The sequence below is a fragment of the Bradyrhizobium sp. McL0615 genome (genome assembly GCF_049993905.1).
Classification (GTDB): Bacteria; Pseudomonadota; Alphaproteobacteria; order Rhizobiales; family Xanthobacteraceae; genus Bradyrhizobium.
In genome coordinates, this window is the sequence record NZ_CP188254.1 from 6654522 (window position 1) to 6672843 (window position 18322).

Annotated in this window: 16 protein-coding genes and 1 pseudogene; 10 read left to right on the plus strand and 7 right to left on the minus strand. The window is 59.7% G+C overall.

Features of this window, described 5'->3' with window-relative positions:
• The first annotated feature begins 19 nt into the window (after positions 1-19).
• On the plus strand, positions 20-283 hold the full coding sequence (locus tag ACPPVP_RS32195) for a hypothetical protein (protein ID WP_426527615.1): 264 nt from the start codon (positions 20-22) through the stop codon (positions 281-283).
• A 402-nt stretch (positions 284-685) separates the two neighbouring features.
• Positions 686-1872, plus strand: a protein-coding gene (locus ACPPVP_RS32200; protein WP_426527616.1) for an IS3 family transposase whose coding sequence is annotated in 2 segments (ribosomal slippage) — positions 686-938 and positions 938-1872 — 1188 coding nt in all. Because the reading frame shifts where the segments join, the coding sequence is not laid out codon by codon here.
• Positions 1873-2981: 1109 nt separating this feature from the next.
• On the opposite strand, the gene ACPPVP_RS32205 is transcribed toward ACPPVP_RS32200, so the two are convergent.
• Positions 2982-3206, minus strand: coding sequence for a hypothetical protein (locus ACPPVP_RS32205; RefSeq protein ID WP_426527617.1), 225 nt, complete (start codon positions 3204-3206; stop codon positions 2982-2984).
• Positions 3207-4141: 935 nt separating this feature from the next.
• Between ACPPVP_RS32205 and ACPPVP_RS32210 the strand changes: the two genes are divergently transcribed.
• From ACPPVP_RS32210 to ACPPVP_RS32220, 3 genes are all read left to right on the plus strand, one after another.
• Positions 4142-4309, plus strand: a complete 168-nt coding sequence (locus ACPPVP_RS32210; protein ID WP_426527618.1) for a hypothetical protein — start codon at positions 4142-4144, stop codon at positions 4307-4309.
• A gap of 121 nt (positions 4310-4430) precedes the next feature.
• Positions 4431-4676 (plus strand): hypothetical protein, encoded by a 246-nt coding sequence (locus ACPPVP_RS32215; RefSeq protein ID WP_426527619.1) that lies wholly within the window; start codon positions 4431-4433, stop codon positions 4674-4676.
• A gap of 246 nt (positions 4677-4922) precedes the next feature.
• Positions 4923-5108 (plus strand): hypothetical protein, encoded by a 186-nt coding sequence (locus ACPPVP_RS32220; protein ID WP_426527620.1) that lies wholly within the window; start codon positions 4923-4925, stop codon positions 5106-5108.
• A 1445-nt stretch (positions 5109-6553) separates the two neighbouring features.
• Here the strand turns inward: ACPPVP_RS32220 and ACPPVP_RS32225 are convergent.
• Positions 6554-7120: a hypothetical protein gene (locus ACPPVP_RS32225; protein ID WP_426527621.1), complete on the minus strand. Its 567-nt coding sequence runs from the start codon at positions 7118-7120 to the stop codon at positions 6554-6556.
• Between the two features lie 407 nt (positions 7121-7527).
• On the opposite strand from ACPPVP_RS32225, the gene ACPPVP_RS32230 reads away from it, so the two are divergent.
• The 4 genes and pseudogenes from ACPPVP_RS32230 to ACPPVP_RS32245 all read left to right on the plus strand — a co-directional run.
• Complete coding sequence (locus tag ACPPVP_RS32230) at positions 7528-8130, plus strand: hypothetical protein (protein WP_426527622.1); 603 nt, start codon at positions 7528-7530, stop codon at positions 8128-8130.
• 52 nt (positions 8131-8182) lie between these two features.
• The gene (locus ACPPVP_RS32235) at positions 8183-8812 is read left to right on the plus strand and encodes a hypothetical protein (RefSeq protein WP_426527623.1); all 630 of its coding nucleotides are present in this window, start codon (positions 8183-8185) and stop codon (positions 8810-8812) included.
• 169 nt (positions 8813-8981) lie between these two features.
• Entirely contained in the window at positions 8982-9383 is a 402-nt protein-coding gene (locus ACPPVP_RS32240; protein ID WP_426527624.1) for a 2'-5' RNA ligase family protein, read from the plus strand.
• 297 nt (positions 9384-9680) lie between these two features.
• A pseudogene (locus ACPPVP_RS32245) lies at positions 9681-9858 on the plus strand (SOS response-associated peptidase); the annotation flags it as partial.
• 321 nt (positions 9859-10179) lie between these two features.
• Here ACPPVP_RS32245 and ACPPVP_RS32250 read toward each other — a convergent pair.
• From ACPPVP_RS32250 to ACPPVP_RS32270, 5 genes are all read right to left on the minus strand, one after another.
• A complete protein-coding gene (locus ACPPVP_RS32250; protein ID WP_426527625.1) occupies positions 10180-10332 on the minus strand; it encodes a hypothetical protein in 153 nt (50 codons plus the stop codon).
• 157 nt (positions 10333-10489) lie between these two features.
• Positions 10490-11956, minus strand: coding sequence for a flavin-containing monooxygenase (locus ACPPVP_RS32255; RefSeq protein ID WP_426527626.1), 1467 nt, complete (start codon positions 11954-11956; stop codon positions 10490-10492).
• A gap of 200 nt (positions 11957-12156) precedes the next feature.
• Positions 12157-13587, minus strand: a complete 1431-nt coding sequence (ahcY, locus tag ACPPVP_RS32260) for an adenosylhomocysteinase (protein WP_426527627.1) — start codon at positions 13585-13587, stop codon at positions 12157-12159.
• Between the two features lie 186 nt (positions 13588-13773).
• Positions 13774-14970, minus strand: a complete 1197-nt coding sequence (metK, locus tag ACPPVP_RS32265) for a methionine adenosyltransferase (RefSeq protein WP_426527628.1) — start codon at positions 14968-14970, stop codon at positions 13774-13776.
• Between the two features lie 57 nt (positions 14971-15027).
• Entirely contained in the window at positions 15028-16380 is a 1353-nt protein-coding gene (locus ACPPVP_RS32270) for a hypothetical protein (RefSeq protein WP_426527629.1), read from the minus strand.
• 188 nt (positions 16381-16568) lie between these two features.
• Between ACPPVP_RS32270 and ACPPVP_RS32275 the strand changes: the two genes are divergently transcribed.
• Complete coding sequence (locus ACPPVP_RS32275) at positions 16569-18317, plus strand: caspase family protein (protein ID WP_426527630.1); 1749 nt, start codon at positions 16569-16571, stop codon at positions 18315-18317.
• Positions 18318-18322: the final 5 nt, after the last annotated feature.

Consider the following 18322-nt stretch of genomic DNA (forward strand, 5'->3'; position numbering starts at 1 on the left):
GAAAACGTGAGACTCAGCTTTGAACCTGACCGCCGACCGCCCCTTCGCCGATCCTGACAAGGCCGCCCGTCGTCTACTCGAGCACGCACACGCTTTCGAACCAATTCAGGATGGCCGGATCTACATCGAAAAACTCAACGCCCCTTTCCTATTTGGCGATAAGGGCACGCCCGCGGAATACAGCGCCGGATTGAAGCTCGCCATTGAACGGGGTTGGATAGAAATGCATGACAGCGGCACTTACGTGAAACTCACCGCCGCCGCCGCAGATTTATTTGCATGACGCCGAGAATTGTTTTGAACGTTCTCTGAATCGGCAAGACATATGTTTGAGGTCCCCCAAGCCTCATAAGCCCCCATCAGAAAGCCCCGCTTCCCCCAGGCAGGGGCTTTCGCTTTGCACCGGAACCGCCTTCTAACCAAGAAGCCCGCCGCCTGCGGGCCATCCGCCGGCGTGTAGAGCACGGACTGGCGGCCGGGAGCCTCCCCTGACGATTGCAGGCCCTGACCGGCAACCCTTGGTGACTCGACGTCGCCACCAATCTGAACCAAACTCCCTGCACGCTTGAATGCCGGCTGGCGGAGTTTGTCATGGGTGAATCTCACTGGACGCCGTCAACCCTGACCTGCCACTGAGTATTTCCTCCAGGTGGAGTTAGAGTCCGGCCTGAAGAAGGACGGACAGATGAAGCGAGCAAGGTTCACGGAAGAGCAGATTATTGCTGTGTTGAAGGAGCATGAGGCCGGGACGAAGACGGCCGTCCTGGCTCGCAAGCACGGGATATCCGAGGCGACCATCTACAACTGGAAGGCCAGATTCGGTGGCATGGATGTCTCCGAGGCCAAGCGGTTGAAAGCGCTGGAGGAGGAGAACGCGAAGCTGAAGACGCTGCTGGCCGAGCAGATGCTCGATGCGGCTGCGCTACGCGAGCTTCTCTCAAAAAAATGGTAGGGCCCGCTGCCAAACGCGCCGCGGTGGCGCATCTGGAGGCCGAGATGGGCCTGTCGGAGCGGCGGGCCTGTTCGATCGTGGGCGCGGATCGGAAGATGATCCGCTACTGCTCTCGCCGGCCACCGGACATCGAGCTACGCGCCCGGCTGCGCGAGCTGGCCAATGAACGCCGCCGGTTCGGCTATCGCCGGCTGTTCGTCCTGCTGCGGCGGGAGGGCGAGCCGTCCGGGATCAACCGGATCCACCGGCTCTATCGGGAGGAAGGGCTCACTGTCCGTAAGCGTCGGGCCCGCCGCAAGGCGACAGGCACCCGGGCGCCGATCCTGGTGGAAGCGAACCCGAACGCACGCTGGTCCCTCGACTTCGTCTACGGTCAGTTCGCCAATGGACGACGCTTCCGCGTCCTCAACATCGTCGACGATGTCACCAAAGAATGCCTGGGTGCGGTTCCGGACACGTCGATCTCCGGACGGCGAGTGGCTCGGGAACTGACGGCCATCGTCGAGCGGCGCGGCAAGCCGGGCTCGATTGTCTCCGACAACGGCACCGAGTTCACCTGCAATGCCATGCTGGCCTGGTGCAAGGACACCAGCATCAACTGGCACTTCATCGCACCGGGCAAGCCGATTCAGAATGCCTTCGTCGAGAGCTTCAACGGACGTATGCGAGATGAACTACTCAACGAGACACTGTTCTTCGATCTCGACGACGCCAGGACAAAGATTGCGGTGTGGGTTGCCGACTACAACGGCGACCGCCCGCACTCATCGCTGAAATACCTCACCCCGGCAGCCTACGCTGCCACATTCACCGCAACGGGCGATCGGCGGCGCAACCCCGACCAGCTCCGCCGATCGCCCGTTGCTCCACCTGCGCCACTCGGCGTACAAAACCCCGAGACTCTAACCGCCACTGGATGAACATTCAGTGGCAGGTCAATAGTCCCAAGTGACGATCAAACCGTTTATCTTGTAGCGGAAGATTTCGGCAAATTAGGCTGCGGCTGGCGCGAGGCCGCGTACGAAGCAACAGACTTGGAAAGCGTTATTCAGGATCTCCTTTCAGGCCAGTACAATAATCCGATCCGCGTCGTCGCCTTCAATACCCAGGAACTTCGGAAACGCTGCGATCAGTAGATGAGGGATATCCAACTCTCCCTTCAAAATTTCGTCGAGCGACAAGAATGTGCCGCATGGCGTCAATTGACATTGCGGCTCGTCTAGGCCCTCGTTTTAGGCCGTCATCTGGAAAGCTGGGGCTTAAGGTCAAAGGGGAATGAAAGGCGGGAAGTGGACCCGAGATCCTGACGTTCTACTTTTGATTATTGGGGTGCTGATTATCTTAATCTGGGTCGTTTTGCAGAGGCCGAATTACTAATCCCGTCTGGCGAGAGGGCCAATGCCGCACTGGATCCAAGCAAAGAAGGCGCTTTTTCAGTCATGGTCGAGACAGCCAACGACGCCTTGGGGGAAGCTCGCTGAACTGACCGAGGTTGGTTACTCCGAGGTGACCGCAAGGGACATCAGGTCAGGTGAGCTCTAGAAACTCTCGTGTCTCTTCGACCGTCAATCCAATCAGGATACGGTTTCCGTCGTCGTCTAAAGCGTAGTTGCTCTCGCCAAAAATCATGCCTCGTCAAAGCGCGGCGCGAAGGTTAGTGCAATGACTCGATCGATTTAACCTAACCTCTAAAGGTTAGCTGTGGAGTTGGTCTGACGCATCTTTGCTTTCAGTTCCGGAATTAACCAGGGGCGTCGACATCAAGCTTAATCGGCGAGCCTCGTTGCGACGGGCGACAAGACGTCTAGCGTGGCTTCGGTCGCGTAGATGACGATTAGTCCCCGCCTGATTACTGCGCGGCTAGGGGTCGCTGCGCTGCCCCTGCGGCGGCCCCGCCCCCGTTTTTTGAAAAAACACCAGCGAGGGGCGAAATGCCACTCCTCCTGCCAGACTTCGAAACGGTGTTCGACAAGAAGGGCTGGCGGCACTGAACCTGTCCGCTGGGCCTCTCTGGGCCGCTGCCATTCAGCTATCGATCAACCACCGTAGGTCCTACATCGGCTTTCGCCGTGGCCCCCGCCGCGGCAGCAGCAAAGGCGCGTGAGAGCTGAAGCGCCTGATCTGCCGTTATCTCAAAGTGTACGTTGACAAAATTCGCGATCACGACGGTGATCTCTTCCTGAATCTGCTCAACTAGGATAGCGGCCGACTCATTGAGTTCGACAACATAGCGCCCTGGGTCATCCTTCTCCAACGATACACTCTCCGTGCTTCCCGCGCCAAAGCGTTTGGGCGCTCAACCGTAGGCGCCCTGGGCGGCCATTGCTAACTTCCCCGCAACCTCATTGCAGCGCAATAGGTTTCGCCTCACGAAAAAGAGAAGTGTGATGCGACCATTTTGTGGCGGCAGAACCTTCAAAAGCCGGTTTGCCGTCACCAAATCACCCCTTGCCAAGGCAAGAAACCAGCGAGATTCAGCGTCCCCATAGAGGCAGTTTGTAATGAGCTTTTTTCTATGGATGCTGGGTGGCTGGGTGGTGCTCAACCTAGCGGTTGTTGCGGTGATGCACTTTAAACCCCTCCGTCCCCGGCGACACTGGCGGTCACCACGATACGGCTCGCTGGCTATCGCTCGACATCGACGCCGTCCGTTTTACGGTAGGATCTCCAAATTCAGATGATTGCGAAAGAGACCGCCTTCTGGCGGTCTTTTGTTTGCGGCGCACGCCCCTGTGAATAGCCGGGAAAAGCGAGCGATTGCTGCCTGACTCGCGGTGAACGATTGGATTGAACCTTTTGCGAGCACCGCAGGACGTATGTTTGAGGCCCTCCTTCCAAACCCCGTCAGAAAGCCCCGCTTCCCCAGTCCGGGCTTTCGCCTCGCACGCGCGATACTATGCCCGAGAGCGGCTGGCAGCGACCTTTCGAGGATCCGATACTCCTCCCGGACGGGAGGTCACTTCATACTTTGCGTGATGCCGCCGACTACATTACCGGCCTTTCGAAAGAGCAATCCGACCTGGCGCCGTGGTAAGTCGCTATCGAGGCATTGATACTAGTGGCATGGAGCGAACCGACAATGTTAGCGCGGATGGCATTCATGAAGGCGCTCAATCGTAACGTCGTGCTTGCGTTCAATCCCGACGCCAGGAAGCATCATTGGGGCAAACGAAAGCTCAAGAGGGACCAATGACCGTGCTGATTTACGTCGATACGCGCAAGGAGGTCGACGATCCAGAACACCTCAAGGTGTTTGCAGACGCGGACGCCGCGGAGACTTGGTTTGCGGAGAATGACCCCGATGGCGTGGCCTTCGAATACGAGGTTCTCGTCCGGCAGGCGCTCGGTTCGTTTTAAATCGGACGCCCGCCCGGCGTGAACCGGCGAGCGTTCGCCACTAATTCAGCGGGTTGCGGCTGTCCGGAAGCCATCCGCCGCATCGTAGAGTTGGCTAAGGGCGAAGAATAGGAGTGACAGCTTGAGCCGAGTTAATTTTCTTGTGTTGATTGCGGTGCTTTTCCCTACCTTTGCCTTTTCACTCGATAAGCCAATTGTCGCCCCTGAGTATCGAGAGGCCGCGCAAAAGCGACAGGCTGAGCTTGTGCGGCAAAGGTTCTGCACGGAAAAGGCGGGCAAAGAAAAGGTTACGAAGCGCGATCTGGCGTCTTTCGTACTCGGCTGCATGGATGAAGTTGAGAAAGCCGAACAAGCGATCAAGAAATGAAAGCAGCCTGCCGCGGAAACCATCCGCCGGCTTGCCTTCAGCTGGGCTGAAGGCGAAGGGCAAGTGACCGCCGAAGTCGAGCGATTAGATGACGGCGCCATTGAATGATCGCGGTCGGCCCCTAGGCGAGACGAGGTTCAGGCCCTTTTCTTTGTCAATTCCAGACCGGTAAGCGTCGCATTCGTAACAGAATTTGGCTCAGGTTCTCCTCGAAGATTGCTTGGTAGTAGTTTTCGAGTGCCAGAAATGCGTATCTTCAGTCTCTCCCCGGTCGTCCTAGTAATTGGACTCGCCACGCTGTCGATGAACACCAGCGGAGCAATGATCGCGCTCTGCTTAGTCGGCCTCGCGGCGATCATTCTGATAGTGCTGTTAGCCGCGACAGTGGTGATGGCCGAGGTCGAGCGATTGGATGACAGCGCCCTTGAGTGACCGCGATCGACCAGCGGGGTCCGCCGATCCACTACGAGGTGATAGGCCACCGGCGTGAACCGGCGCCCCTTCCAGGGCGTTCATGAACGGGCGGTCGAGTGGCCATCCAAACGAACTCGCTTCGCTATGGCTACACCCTGAGCATTCGAAAGTGTAATGTTCGAAGCCTTCCGCCCCTGCAGAGGTCACAGACGCCAACATCTCGTGCCGGCATTTGGGGCAGCGCGGGTGGACGAGTGGTAGTTTTGGATCGGTTATACGCATGATCACGCACCATTACTGAATGGGGACCGGCGTTTCCGTGACGCTTATCCTATGCGTTTAACAAGCCTCTGACCCCGCTCCAAAGTTACGCAGTGCTGATTTGTCACACAGCTTGCGATACCCGATGGCGAAAGATACGCCCCGCCAGCGTGAATAAAAGCGGGCGAAAAAGGGCCGCCGCTCCGAAACAGCGTGGGCTCCACACGCGGTCAGTAACAACATCAGAATTATCTTCGGCATTTTTTCTACCCTTTCTCACGACCCGCAATTCGGCCATAGGGAAACCAGACAGGTGTGCGCCACAAGTCATCGGTCAATCTGTCACGTTGAAGGAGCAGGATAGCTAGAGGAACCAATATACGACGCTTTCCTTGACCCTTGGTTCTTACAATCGCCGGGGCTAGTCTTTATGGATCTTCTTGGTGCGGCCGTATTAACGCTGGTCAGTTTTGCTGCCGGATTTCTGACGCGGGCCAACATCTCGAGGCGGCGCCGCGCTGCAGCTCGACGTATTCGCGGCGATTCGTGAAGGCCGCAGCGGTCGGCACGCCCCTGCTTTGAGAAACCTAATGGTAAACCCTGCCAAATACGGGTTCAAACCGGCGTGTCTTAAGCTTTACACCCGATAGAATTAGCGGACGCTAGAGAGATGTGCATTTCTGATCGGCGCTCGCCCGGTTCGAAATGAGGTTAATAACGACGTGACTATCAAAGGTTTGCTGCTCTTTGTCTTCGCTTTTGTCGCGGGCTATCTTGTCGCCCTCCTTCGGGAGCGCAGCGCGCTCCGACGAGAACGGAATGCAGAGCGATCGTACCAGAGGAGCACGGGTCAACATTCGTAAAGTTGGGTCGTTCACTTCGAAATTCCGATAGACCGGACTTCTTTGGCGCGCTCATTCAGTCCCGATTGTTAGGCATAGAAAGCCCCGCGATCGGGCAGACTGCCAGTTTTTTGTCGTGGCACCGACATCGACCCATACCCATGATGGGATGGTCGGTATGATTGACAACAGCATGATTTTGCAGCTCGCAGATAATTGGCGTTTTCACAGTTAAGCGTATGTGTGAGGGATTGTGAGTAGGCGTAAAGGAGTTATGCCATGTCCATAGCATCGGACGACATCGGCAGTGTGGAGAGCGGGCAGGTTCGCGAAAAGTCTATCGTAAGCGACGACGCGGCCTCAACGTCTACCGTTCGCAAGGTTCTTAAAGTGCTCCGCGACCCAGGTTTGGCTGCAGCACTTCTCAAAGCTCAACTCTGAATGCCCGGCAAGGCCCGATTGCCATTGTCGGTACGACTTTAGGGTCGCATCTACTTCAGATCTGGCGGCGACGTAAAATTTGGAGTTGGTGTGTGCTTGGTGGGAAACGCTGTCCCTATCGAAATTGTCTCGCTCAAGAGCTCCAATATTTCGATAGGCGATCATACGTTCATCAACTACGGCGCGTCGATTACAGCATACCAACAGGTTAGAATTGGCCGCCACTGTCTGTTTGGAAATCACGTTCGCATCTTGGATAAAAACGAGCATGGCATCAAAGAATGAAATGTGGCGCCGCCGGCCGCACCAATTGTCATTGAAGATAATGTATGGATGGGCTCTCACACGATAATTCTTCCCGGCGTCTCCATTGGAAGCAACAGCTCCATAGGCGCGGGCAGCGTGGTAACGCGAGACGTTCCAGCGAATTGTCTGGCGGTTGGTAACCCTGCCCGCGTTCTCCGTCGAATTTGACGAATTGAGCAAGACGCGATCCGGTCCAGACCGCCTCCGGGCGTTCTCACCGCGTTGACTCAAGCGGACGCTCGAATGTTTCCAGACAACCGCAGTTCCGTGGGGTGTGGTGAAGAGCCTTCATCATCCGCTCGGCCTTTTCGTCCGGCAGCATGGCCCTCCTCCACCAAGCGCTTGATTACGCTGGCAGATGCAGAACCTGAGTCGCGGCGAGCCGGTGTCGGACCGCGCCATCGCATTTCCACAGTCAGCGAGAATATGCCTGAGCGCTCAGGGCCATACGTCGGCTTGTAGAGCTGAGGCTGGCGGGCTCGACGGGACGACAGTATGAAAGCGCATTGACGAAAGATCACGTTCTCGCGATGGTATGAGGGGCTGTGGATAATGATTCGGACCATCTTTTTCATTAGGGGCAATAAATGTTGAAGCGGGCACTTTGCATCTGCGCGTGTGTCGCTGGTTTGGCTGGCTTAGTGGCCACGCCGGCCCATGCTGTAACTGTTGTAGTTGACGCATTTAATAATAGCAGCTCCGGCGGCGCTGGTTTGGCAACCGGATTGAGTCTTACGTTTGGCCAGACTTTCACCATTACAAGCTCCACCAACGACCTTTGGAGCGCTGGAGGACTACCGCGCTATTCAGATGGTAACGGCTTGACCGGTGATCGCAACGCGAGTGCTTTGGACGACAGCGGACGGCCTGTTGGAAGCCAGATTGGTACGAATTTCGGCCTTTGGTCCCAACACTCCATCAGCGCGCCTTACGGGAGCTTAGTAGGCGAGATTGCTGGTAGCTTCTTCTTAATTGGCACCAACTTTACGGGACAAGCAATCGCCAGTGGTGCATTGTCGCTTTTTTATTGGGACTCCAATCAGGGTGACAACTTTGGATCCATCACCTTTGACGTCAACGCAGCCGCTGTCCCGGGCCCAATCGTCGGTGCAGGTCTACCCGGTCTTGTGATGGCGCTGGGTGGCTTCGTTGCCTGGCTCCGACGCCGCAATCGAGCTGCCGCTGCCTGACCAACCACCAACTTCAGAACGATAGCGAGACCGCCTCCGGGCGGTCCTTTGTTTGTTGAAGCAGCTTTTGCCACACCGCTGGTTCCCGGTCGTTGACCTCGTTGCCATCGCCGTTCCGCCGAAATACTACTGCTGTATGAGCGACGATGTATTGCGTGTGGTGGCACTGACGATTGCCTGCCTGTTCGGTCTGTGGACCGCTGTTGCCTGCCGACGGGCCCAACACCACGGCTTGCCAGGCTCTGACGCGCTGATCTGGGCCGGATTATCGGGCGCGTTTTTCCTGCTTTCCCTGCTGAAGACGGCGCGCGGCCTCGGCTTGCTCCAAGGGTTCGGAGGCCTCTTGCGCGACATCTTCAAGCACCGGGGTTGGTACGAAGACCGCCGAAGTATGCAGATTGCGGCAAGCATCGCCATCGCCGTGGCAGTCATCGCCTTGATCGTTTGGGGCTTGCTGTGGGCTTGGCATTACATAAAGCGCTATCGCCTCGCCATCGGCTTCATGGGCCTGACTTTAGGCTTCGCGATCATTCGCTTCATTTCTCTGCACGAAGTCGACGCATGGAATGCGCAAGCGCCATGGGCGCGCACTGCCGCCGACCTCGTCGCCGCTGCCGGAGTATCCGCGGTAGCCATCGCCCGGCTTTGGCAGTTGAGGGTTTTTGCTTCGCGTCGAGCCTGAATTAAAGCGTGAACTGAGGTTGCTGCAAGCTTCGGCCGCTTAAGGCTGTCACATCCACCTTAAGCGGTTTCTCTTGTTGTGTATATCGCTCTAACTTAACTGCTGCGGGATATGGCGGGTCTGTAAGACAAGCTGAGGGGCAATCCGCCAATCAACGGGAGGAACCACAATGGGAGCAGCCCACCAGGATTTGATCGCGATTGATGTGCTCCTCGTACCTGACCGGGCAATGATCGATAAATCGATATCGCTGAACGCTCAACTGCGGACAAACTATCCGGCCGGATATGCGCTGGATACTACGCGTATTCCCCACGTGACGCTGCTGCAGCGCTTTGTGCCAGCGAAAGATTTTGAGGCGGTATGCGCCATTATCACGAATGTACTCGACAACGAGCCGCCCACAGCGATGACACTAACAGCTACAAGTATCGATTCTGTCAAATTTGAACGATTAGCCGTCGCGGTCCTCGTCGTCGAACGTACGCCTAAGTTGGTGCGGCTGCATCAGGAGATCACTCGCGGTTGTACCGTTCTCAGTAGCCGGAGGATCTGCGGCGGCATTCGCTGACTCAAAGGTGGCTGCGGGGACCGTCGATTGGGTTGAGACGTTCGTTCCGAAGTCGAGCGGAAAGAACTACCAACCTCACGTCACGGCGGGGATTGCGGCCGAGGCGTTCGTAGCGCAACTAAAAGCGGCGCCATTTATGCCCTTCGCATTCAAGGCGGCTGCATTGGCAGTCTTCCAACTTGGAAACTTCGGCACTGCAACGAGGAAGCTCTGGATATACTAGCTCGGTGAAGCTCTGCGCCGGGCAGCCAGCTCTTGAACTTTCTCCAAAGTCACAAATTCCAACAAAGTCTACTGATGCGCAACCTTTATTCGATCACAACTAATCAAGCCGCCATCGCCGCGCTGTTCCGCGTCGTCAATCGCTACATCAGCAGCCTCGCGCAGATGCCGGGCGTCTTCCCAGTCTATCCGGCTCCGGTGCTTTAAACAGTCCAACGGGACGGAGACAGCGACCACGCGGTGGGACATGCCGTGGCCACCGCGCATTGGCAGCGGCCGGTCACCATCGACCGCAACACATCGCACTGGCACGGATTAATTTTACGGCGCTGAACCGCCGTGTTTTGCCGGCGTTCCGTCCTGAACGCAAAGATAGCTACAACCTGGTCTTCCCTGCGCCCTCTAAACAAGAGGGCGTGAAGTAATCCAGCAAACCTCGGACGCAATGCGCCGCGAGATCGCCGCTTCACACTCAACTGTCATCGCAGCGAAGACGGATCATCCAGTATGTCAGAGAGGGCTGTGATTGAATCGAAAAGCCGCGACGTACTGGATACCCCGCATGCGCAGGGCATCAGCCCCGCAGCGCCTGCAGACCTTTGAAGGTCAAGCGCTTCGGATCACGGACGCCGGCCAGATAGAACTTGCGGATGAAGGCGGCGGCTGCGTCGCGGTCGCAATCGGTCAGCGCCACGATGGCATCGACGGCAATTCGCTGGGCGTCCATGGGCTTCCTCGTGCTGTCAGGGGCCACAAGCCACGCAGCGTACAGGCACGCCGGTTAATCCGGCGTTAACCGTGAGGATACCTTGAACGATTCGCGCGCAACCACGTATACGCGAAATAACGCATGGGGCAGGACGCGCCTCGCGGGGCGGAACTGCTCACGAATACTGCATCACCCCGTCGTCGACCTTGCCGTAGCGAAGCGTGACGATGTCGAGCGCGTAATTCTGATACAGCCGCCACGGCCGCTTCGAGCCCTGCTTGGGCAGCTTGGCGATCGAGCGCTGCACGTAACCGGAGGAGAAATCCAGCGACGGCAGTTCCGTGACTTCAGGATCGACGTTGTGCGGCATGCACTGCTTGTAGCCGTTTCGGTCCATGTAATTGATCAGCCGGCAGACATATTCGCAGGTCAGATCGCATTTCAGCGTCCACGATGCGTTGGTGTAGCCGAACGCCGAGGCCATGTTCGGAATGTCCGAATACATCATGCCCTTGTAGTTCAACGTTCGCGCGAAATCGATCGTGCGGCCGTCGACGCTGACCTCGAGCCCGCCCATCACCTGCAGGTTCAGCCCGGTCGCGGTCACGATGATGTCGGCATCGAGCTCGCTGCCATCCGTCAGCTTGATTCCGCTCTTGGTGAAGGCGTCGATCTCGTTGGTGACGACGGAGGCACGCTTGTCCCGGATGGACTTGAACAGGTCGCCATCGGGCACCAGGCACAGCCGCTGCTCCCACGGATTGTAGCGCGGCGTAAAGTGCTTGCCGACGTCGTATTCCGGACCGAGCGCCATCTTGACGCCGCCGAGGATCAGCTGCTTGGCGCGATCCGGCTTGCGGCGGCAGAGCTGGAAGAAGTACATGCCGAACAGCACGTTGCGCCAGCGGATCATGTGATAGGCGAGCTTGGCGGACAGATTGCGGCGCAGCTTGTTGGCGAGCGCATCCTCCGCCGGCCGCGCCACCACGTAAGTCGGAGAGCGTTGCAGCATGGTGACGTGCGAGGCGGTCTTGGCCATCTCCGGCACCAGCGTCACCGCAGTCGCGCCCGAACCGATCACCACCACGCGCTTGCCCGCATAGTCGAGATCCTCGGGCCATTTCTGCGGATGCACGATCTGGCCGGCGAAGTCGGCCGTGCCGGAAAATTCCGGCGTGTAGCCTTCCTCGTATTTGTAATAGCCCGAGCACATGAACAGGAAGCCGCAGGTGAAACGCACGATTTCGGTTGCGCCCTCGCCTACATTGCGTTCGGCCTCAACGGCCCAGCGCGCCTCCGGCGACGACCACGACGCGCGTTTGACGCGATGGTGGAAGCGGATCTTCTTGTCGATGCCGTTGTCGACCGCGGTCTCGCAGACGTAGTTCAAAATCCGCGGCCCGTCAGCGATCGCCTTCGGCTCGGTCCAGGGTTTGAACGAATAGCCGAGCGTATACATGTCCGAGTCAGAGCGGATGCCGGGATAGCGAAACAGATCCCAGGTGCCGCCAATGCAATCGCGCCCCTCGAGGATGACGTAGCTCTTGCCCGGGCACTTCTCCTGCAGGTGATAACCCGCGCCAATGCCGGACAGGCCGGCGCCGACGATGAGGACGTCGAAATGTTCTGCCGTATCGGTCATGACGATCTCCCTGCTTTCCGATCTAATGGACAGCAGGGAGAAATTGCAACTCGCAATGTCGGGGTGCCGCGACGATACAGGCTGTATCGAAATCATCGCGGGTTTTGCGACCGACCAGCAAAAAGCCCCGGATCGCTCCGGGGCTTCTAAGGCTCTGGCGTTTGCTTCAGAGCGCCGCCCGCAGCGCGGAATGCCTGAAATCAATACCGGTAGTGATCCGCCTTGTACGGGCCTTCCTGCTTGACGCCGATATAGTCGGCCTGGTCCTTGCGCAGCTCGGTCAGCTTGGCGCCGAGCTTGGCGAGATGCAGGCGGGCGACCTTTTCGTCCAGCGACTTCGGCAGCACGTAGACCTTCTTCTCGTACTTGCCGTCCTTGTTGTTGGCCCAGAGCTCGATCTGCGCCAGCGTCTGGTTGGTGAACGACGCCGACATCACGAAGGACGGATGGCCCATTGCGTTGCCGAGGTTCACGAGGCGGCCTTCCGACAGCATGATGATGCGATGCTTGTCGGGGAATTCGATTTCGTCGACCTGCGGCTTGATGTTGTTCCACTTCAGATTGCGGAGCGCCGAGATCTGGATCTCGTTGTCGAAATGGCCGATGTTGCAGACGATGGCGCGATCCTTCATCGCGCGCATGTGCTCGATGGTGATGATGTCCTTGTTGCCGGTGGCGGTGACGAAGATGTCGGCGCGGGGCGCCGCCTCTTCCATGGTCACGACCTCATAGCCTTCCATCATCGCCTGCAGCGCGCAGATCGGGTCCACCTCGGAGACCATGACGCGGCAGCCGGCCTGGCGCAGCGAGGCGGCCGAGCCCTTGCCGACATCGCCGAAGCCCGCGACCATCGCGAGCTTGCCCGACATCATCACGTCGGTGCCGCGGCGGATGCCGTCAACCAGCGATTCGCGGCAGCCATAGAGATTGTCGAACTTCGACTTGGTGACGCTGTCGTTGACGTTGATGGCGGGGAACAGCAGCTTGCCGTCCTTCTCCATCTGGTAGAGACGGTGCACGCCGGTGGTGGTCTCCTCGGAGACGCCTTTGATGTTCTTCGCGATCTCCGCGAAGTAACCCTTCGGCTTTTCCTTCAGAAGCTTCTTGATCAGCGCGAAGAACACTTCCTCTTCTTCGGAAGCCGGCTTCTCGAGGAAGGCCACGTCGCCCTGCTCGGCGCGCAGGCCGTGATGCACCAGCATAGTGGCGTCGCCGCCGTCATCGAGGATCATGTTGGGCGTGCCGCCGCCGTGCCAGTCGAACAGCTTTGCGGTGTAGTCCCAGTACTCCGTGAGCGTCTCGCCCTTCACCGCGAACACCGGAATGCCGGCGGCCGCGATTGCGGCTGCTGCGTGGTCCTGCGTCGAATAGATGTTGCACGACACCCAGCGGATGTCCGCACCGAGGGCTGCCAGCGTTTCGATCAAGACCGCGGTCTGGATCGTCATGTGCAGGGAGCCCGCGATGCGGGCGCCCTTCAGCGGTTGCTTCGGTCCATATTCCTCGCGCGTCGCCATCAGGCCGGGCATTTCGGTCTCGGCCAGCGAGATTTCCTTGCGGCCGAATTCGGCGAGCGAGATGTCCTTGACGATGTAGTCGGTGAAGGCGGGCTTCTTGGCGGCGGCGGTCATGTCGTTTTTCCTAACACGATGAATTCGGGCATATCGGTACAGGGCGAAGCTGGACGCATTGTGACAGTCAGCTCCCTCGCCCCGCTCTTGCGGGGAGAGGCAACGGCGGCCTTCCGGCCGCCGCTCTTTGCTTCAGATCGCCCAGGCGATGCAACGGCTCCGCAAACAGGGCGAGGTCGCAACAGATCAGATCGCGCGCTTGAGCGCGTCGACCAGATCGGTTTTTTCCCAGGAGAAGCCGCCGTCCTTGTCCGGCGTGCGGCCGAAATGGCCGTAGGACGCGGTACGCGCATAGATCGGCTTGTTGAGGTCGAGGTGCTTGCGGATGCCGCGCGGCGTCAGATCCATCGCCTCGGCCACGGCAGCCTCCAGCTTGTCCTCCGGCACCTTCCCGGTGCCGTGGGTGTCGATATAGATCGACAGCGGCCGCGCCACGCCGATCGCATAAGCAAGCTGCAGCGTGCAGCGGTCGGCGAAACCGGCGGCAACGATGTTCTTGGCGACATAGCGCGCGGCGTACGCCGCCGAACGGTCCACCTTGGTCGGGTCCTTGCCGGAGAACGCGCCGCCGCCATGCGGGGCCGCGCCGCCGTAGGTGTCGACGATGATCTTGCGGCCGGTCAGGCCGGCATCGCCATCGGGACCGCCGATATAGAACTTGCCGGTCGGATTGATGTGCCAGACCGTCTTGCCGTTGATCCAGCCTTCCGGCAGCGCCTGGCGCACATAAGGCTCAACGCGCTCGCGAACCTGGTTCGAGGTCATGTCCTCGACGAGATGCTGATGCGAGACCACGATCTCGCGCACACCGACCGGTTTGCCGTTCTCATATTGCACGGTGACTTGGCTCTTGGAGTCCGGACCCAGCACCTTCTCCTTGCCGGAGTGACGTGCTTCCGAGATCAACCGCAGGATCTTGTGGGCGTAGAAGATCGGCGCCGGCATCAGGTCCGGCGTTTCGTTGGTGGCGTAGCCGAACATGATGCCCTGGTCGCCTGCGCCCTCTTCCTTGTTGGTGCCGGGCTGCAGCGCATCGACGCCCTGTGCGATATCGGCGGATTGCGGATGCAGCAGGATTTCGATGTCGGCCTTCTCCCAGTGGAAGCCGTCCTGCTCGTAACCGATGTCCTTGATCGCAGCGCGGACCACGCTTTCGATCTGGTCGTTGGTGACGGATTTGGGTCCGCGGGTTTCGCCGGCGATGACAACCTTGTTGGTCGTGGCAAGCGTTTCGCAGGCTGCACGGATCGCCCAGGGGTCGATGCCGGCCTTAGGGCCTTCACGGAAAAACAAATCGACGATCTCGTCGGAAATCCGGTCGCAAACCTTGTCCGGGTGACCCTCGGAAACCGACTCGCTGGTGAACAAATAAGACGCGCGCATCAACAACCCCTTGTTCCCGCCGGATGCCGGCGGCTGTCTGTGATCTATCCCGGAATGTCAGTCGCGACGGCGCGAAATGACGTAGGATTCGTCGTAAAACCAAAGCCCATTATGCTTGCGCAGAACCTCTCTGGTGGCATCGAGGGTTCGGCTGTTTTCAGTCATTTCCGTCAACCGGTCGTCTTCGATTTGGGCGACATACACCGCCGCATTCCACGCTGCAAAAGCCGTCGAGGTTCCGATCTGGCCGGTGACCTCGTTGGGCAGCGCTTCCATATCATAACGGAAGATGGAACGGTTATCGGCGTACGCATTAAAGTTAAGGTCGCGGCCGGCCGATCCCAGCTCGTATTTCACCGCGCGCAATAGCTCATGACGGCTCACGGCGAAAGGATTTTCTCCCGGCCAGACCGACTGGATGATTTCCAGGCCCGGATCCTGCCCATGGGAGTGGATTCCAATCAGCCGGCCCCCTGCCCGCAAAGCCCTCGCCAGCGGCGCGATGATCCGCTTGGCGCGGAAATTCACAGAGGATTTGGCCCGATAGGGCTGGGAAGCGATCACGAGGTCGAAATTGGCCTCGGTCCGGCCCGCCCGGGGGATGATCGAATCAAGCAGGAACCGATGGTCCTCCCGGTACAGCACCAGCGCCACCGGACGTTCATAGATCGGCATGCCCGATTTAGGGCTGATGTTGGCCCGCCAGTTTTGCTCTAGAAACGGACCCAATTCGGCGATCTGGACCTCGAATTCGCCCGAAGAGGCCCCGCGCAGGGCGACCTCGTGCCAGATCATGCCCGCCGCCGCAGCCGGCGAGGCCGGGGTCAGCCAGGGCGCCTCGGCGTAGTGCATGTTGGTCAGCACGACCACGGTTGCGGGGTGCTCGAACAGCCGGTCCGGCACCTTGTCGAGCGTCAGCCGGACGTCCTCCAGGCTCAACTCCTTGCCGGCGATATAGAACGGCATATGGGGAAAACGGCCGTGCATCGAGCGCATCACCCGTGCCAGCACCGTGCCGTCGCCGACGCCGGCATCGAACACGCGCAGCGCCGGCGGCCGCGGGTGCAGGCTGGACAACTCCAGCGCCACCCGCTCGGCAATCACCCGTTTCTCGCTGCAGGTATGGACGAACAGCAGGTATTTCTGCCGGTTCTCGAAGAAGCGGAAATTGCCGCGGGGATCGCGCTTTTCCGGCGGCACGTCGAGCCCGCGCGGCGGCGGCAGCGCGCCGGTGGACACCGCGATATAGGCCTGGATGCGGTCCAGCGTGTCGATGGTGATGCGCTTGCCCTCGCGGAGGCGATGAACCAGCTTGCCGTCGTTGACCACCCGGCGGCCGAACGTCGTTTCCGCCATGTCAGACTGACGGCAGAACTCGGAGATCTGGCTGAGAATCTGGTCGTTCTTCATCGGGCGGGTTTTGGGAAGTACCGGTGGGCAGGTCAGGATGACCTATCTGTCCTACCACCATCTGCCCAACAAAGGAAACCCCTGCCAGCCCGCCGCCGGCATGGATCAGTCTCCTTGCTTGAACCCCCGCTTCGCCGGAGGCAACAAAGCGGTATCCGCTACTCGCGACCGCCACTCACGGGGACCTGATGCGCCGCGCAATCCAAATACTTAGCCTGCTCGCCGCCGCGCTATGGTCGGCGCCTTCGCTCGCCCAATCGCGCGCGCTAGGACCGCTCTGCACCACCGACACCACGCCGGCGGATCAGCAGATCGACGCCTGCAGCAAGATCATCGCGCTGAAAGTGTTTTCCGGCGAGAAGCTCGCGACCATCTACTTCTGGCGCGCGGTCGGCTGGAACAAGAAAGGCAACTACAATCAAGTCATCGCGGACGCCTCCGAAGCGATCCGCCTGCATCCCAGCGTCGCCCTCTACAATCTGCGTGGCTCGGCCTATTACGACAAGGGCGAGGACGACATCGCGATTTCAGATTTCAACGACGCGCTGCGGGTGGGACCGCCGAGCGGCATCATCTTTCACAATCGCGGCAACGCCTGGCGCTCCAAGGGCGAATACGCCAAGGCGATCGCCGACTACGATCAATCGATCAAGTTGGGGCCATCATCGGCGTTTTCCTGGCAGAACCGCGGCATTTCGAAACGCGCGCTCGGCGATCTCGATGGCGCGCTGGCCGACATCAACGAAGCGATCCGGCTCGACCCGACATTGCCGCAACCGTTGACCAGCCGTGCGGTGATCTGGCGCGCCAAAGGCGACCTCGATCGCGCCATCGCCGACACCACCGAGGCGATCCGGCTTGCAAAAGCAAAAGCGCCGGTCAACATCATGACACCGCCCGGCAGCGTGCTGATCTCGGCCTATAGCCATCGCGCGCTCGCCTATGAGGCCAAGGGCGATTTCGACCGCGCCAGGCAGAATTATGCTGCGGCACTCGAAGGCAAGGCCTCCGACGCCGGCAGCAAGGCCAACCAGGCAACCGCGAAGGTTCGCCTGTCGCTGTTGTCAGAGACGCTACCGCCCGCGCCGCGAACTGCAACCGCTGCACCACTGTCGGCAGCCAGCAAAGCCGCGCCGGCTTCGCCAGCGGGCGCCGCGAGCCCGCCCCCTCCTGCCCCAGCGGAGCAGCGCAAGCGCGCAGAGACCGCCAGAGAGACCGTCAGGCGCGTTGCACTCGTGATCGGCAACGGCGCCTATGCGCATGTCAGGGCGCTGCCCAATCCGACCAACGATGCGCGCGCGATGGCAAAAAGCCTGCGCGATATCGGCTTCGTGGTGACCGAAGGCACCGACCTCGACCGCACGGCGATGCAGGCGACGATCCGCGACTTCCTGCGCGACGCCGCGCGGTCGCAGGTAGCGGTGGTCTACTATGCCGGTCACGGCGTGCAGATCGACGGCCGCAACTATCTGGTGCCGATCGACATTGAATTTCGGGCCGGCAGCGGGATGACCGATACCATGATGGACATGGATACGATCATGGCCGGCCTCGACGATCAGGTCCGCACCAACATCCTGATCCTCGATGCCTGCCGCAACAACCCGGTGGCGCCGAAGCTGGCTTCCGCAGGTCCGGCCCGTGACATCGAAGCCGGCGCGGGGCTGGCCGCGCCCGCCACGCTCGGTGCCGGCTCGACCCTGGGTGCGGGCACGCTGATCGCATTTGCAACGGCGCCCGGACAGGTCGCACTCGACGGCGAAGGCGCCAACAGCCCGTTCTCGGCCGCGCTGACCCGCCACATCGGCACGCCGGGGCTGGAGGTGCAGCAGATGCTGACGCGGGTCCGCGCCGAGGTAGTTGCTGCGACCAAGGGCAAACAGGTGCCGTGGTCGAATTCCTCGCTGCTCGGAGAGGTCTATCTGGCGGAGAAATAACGGCG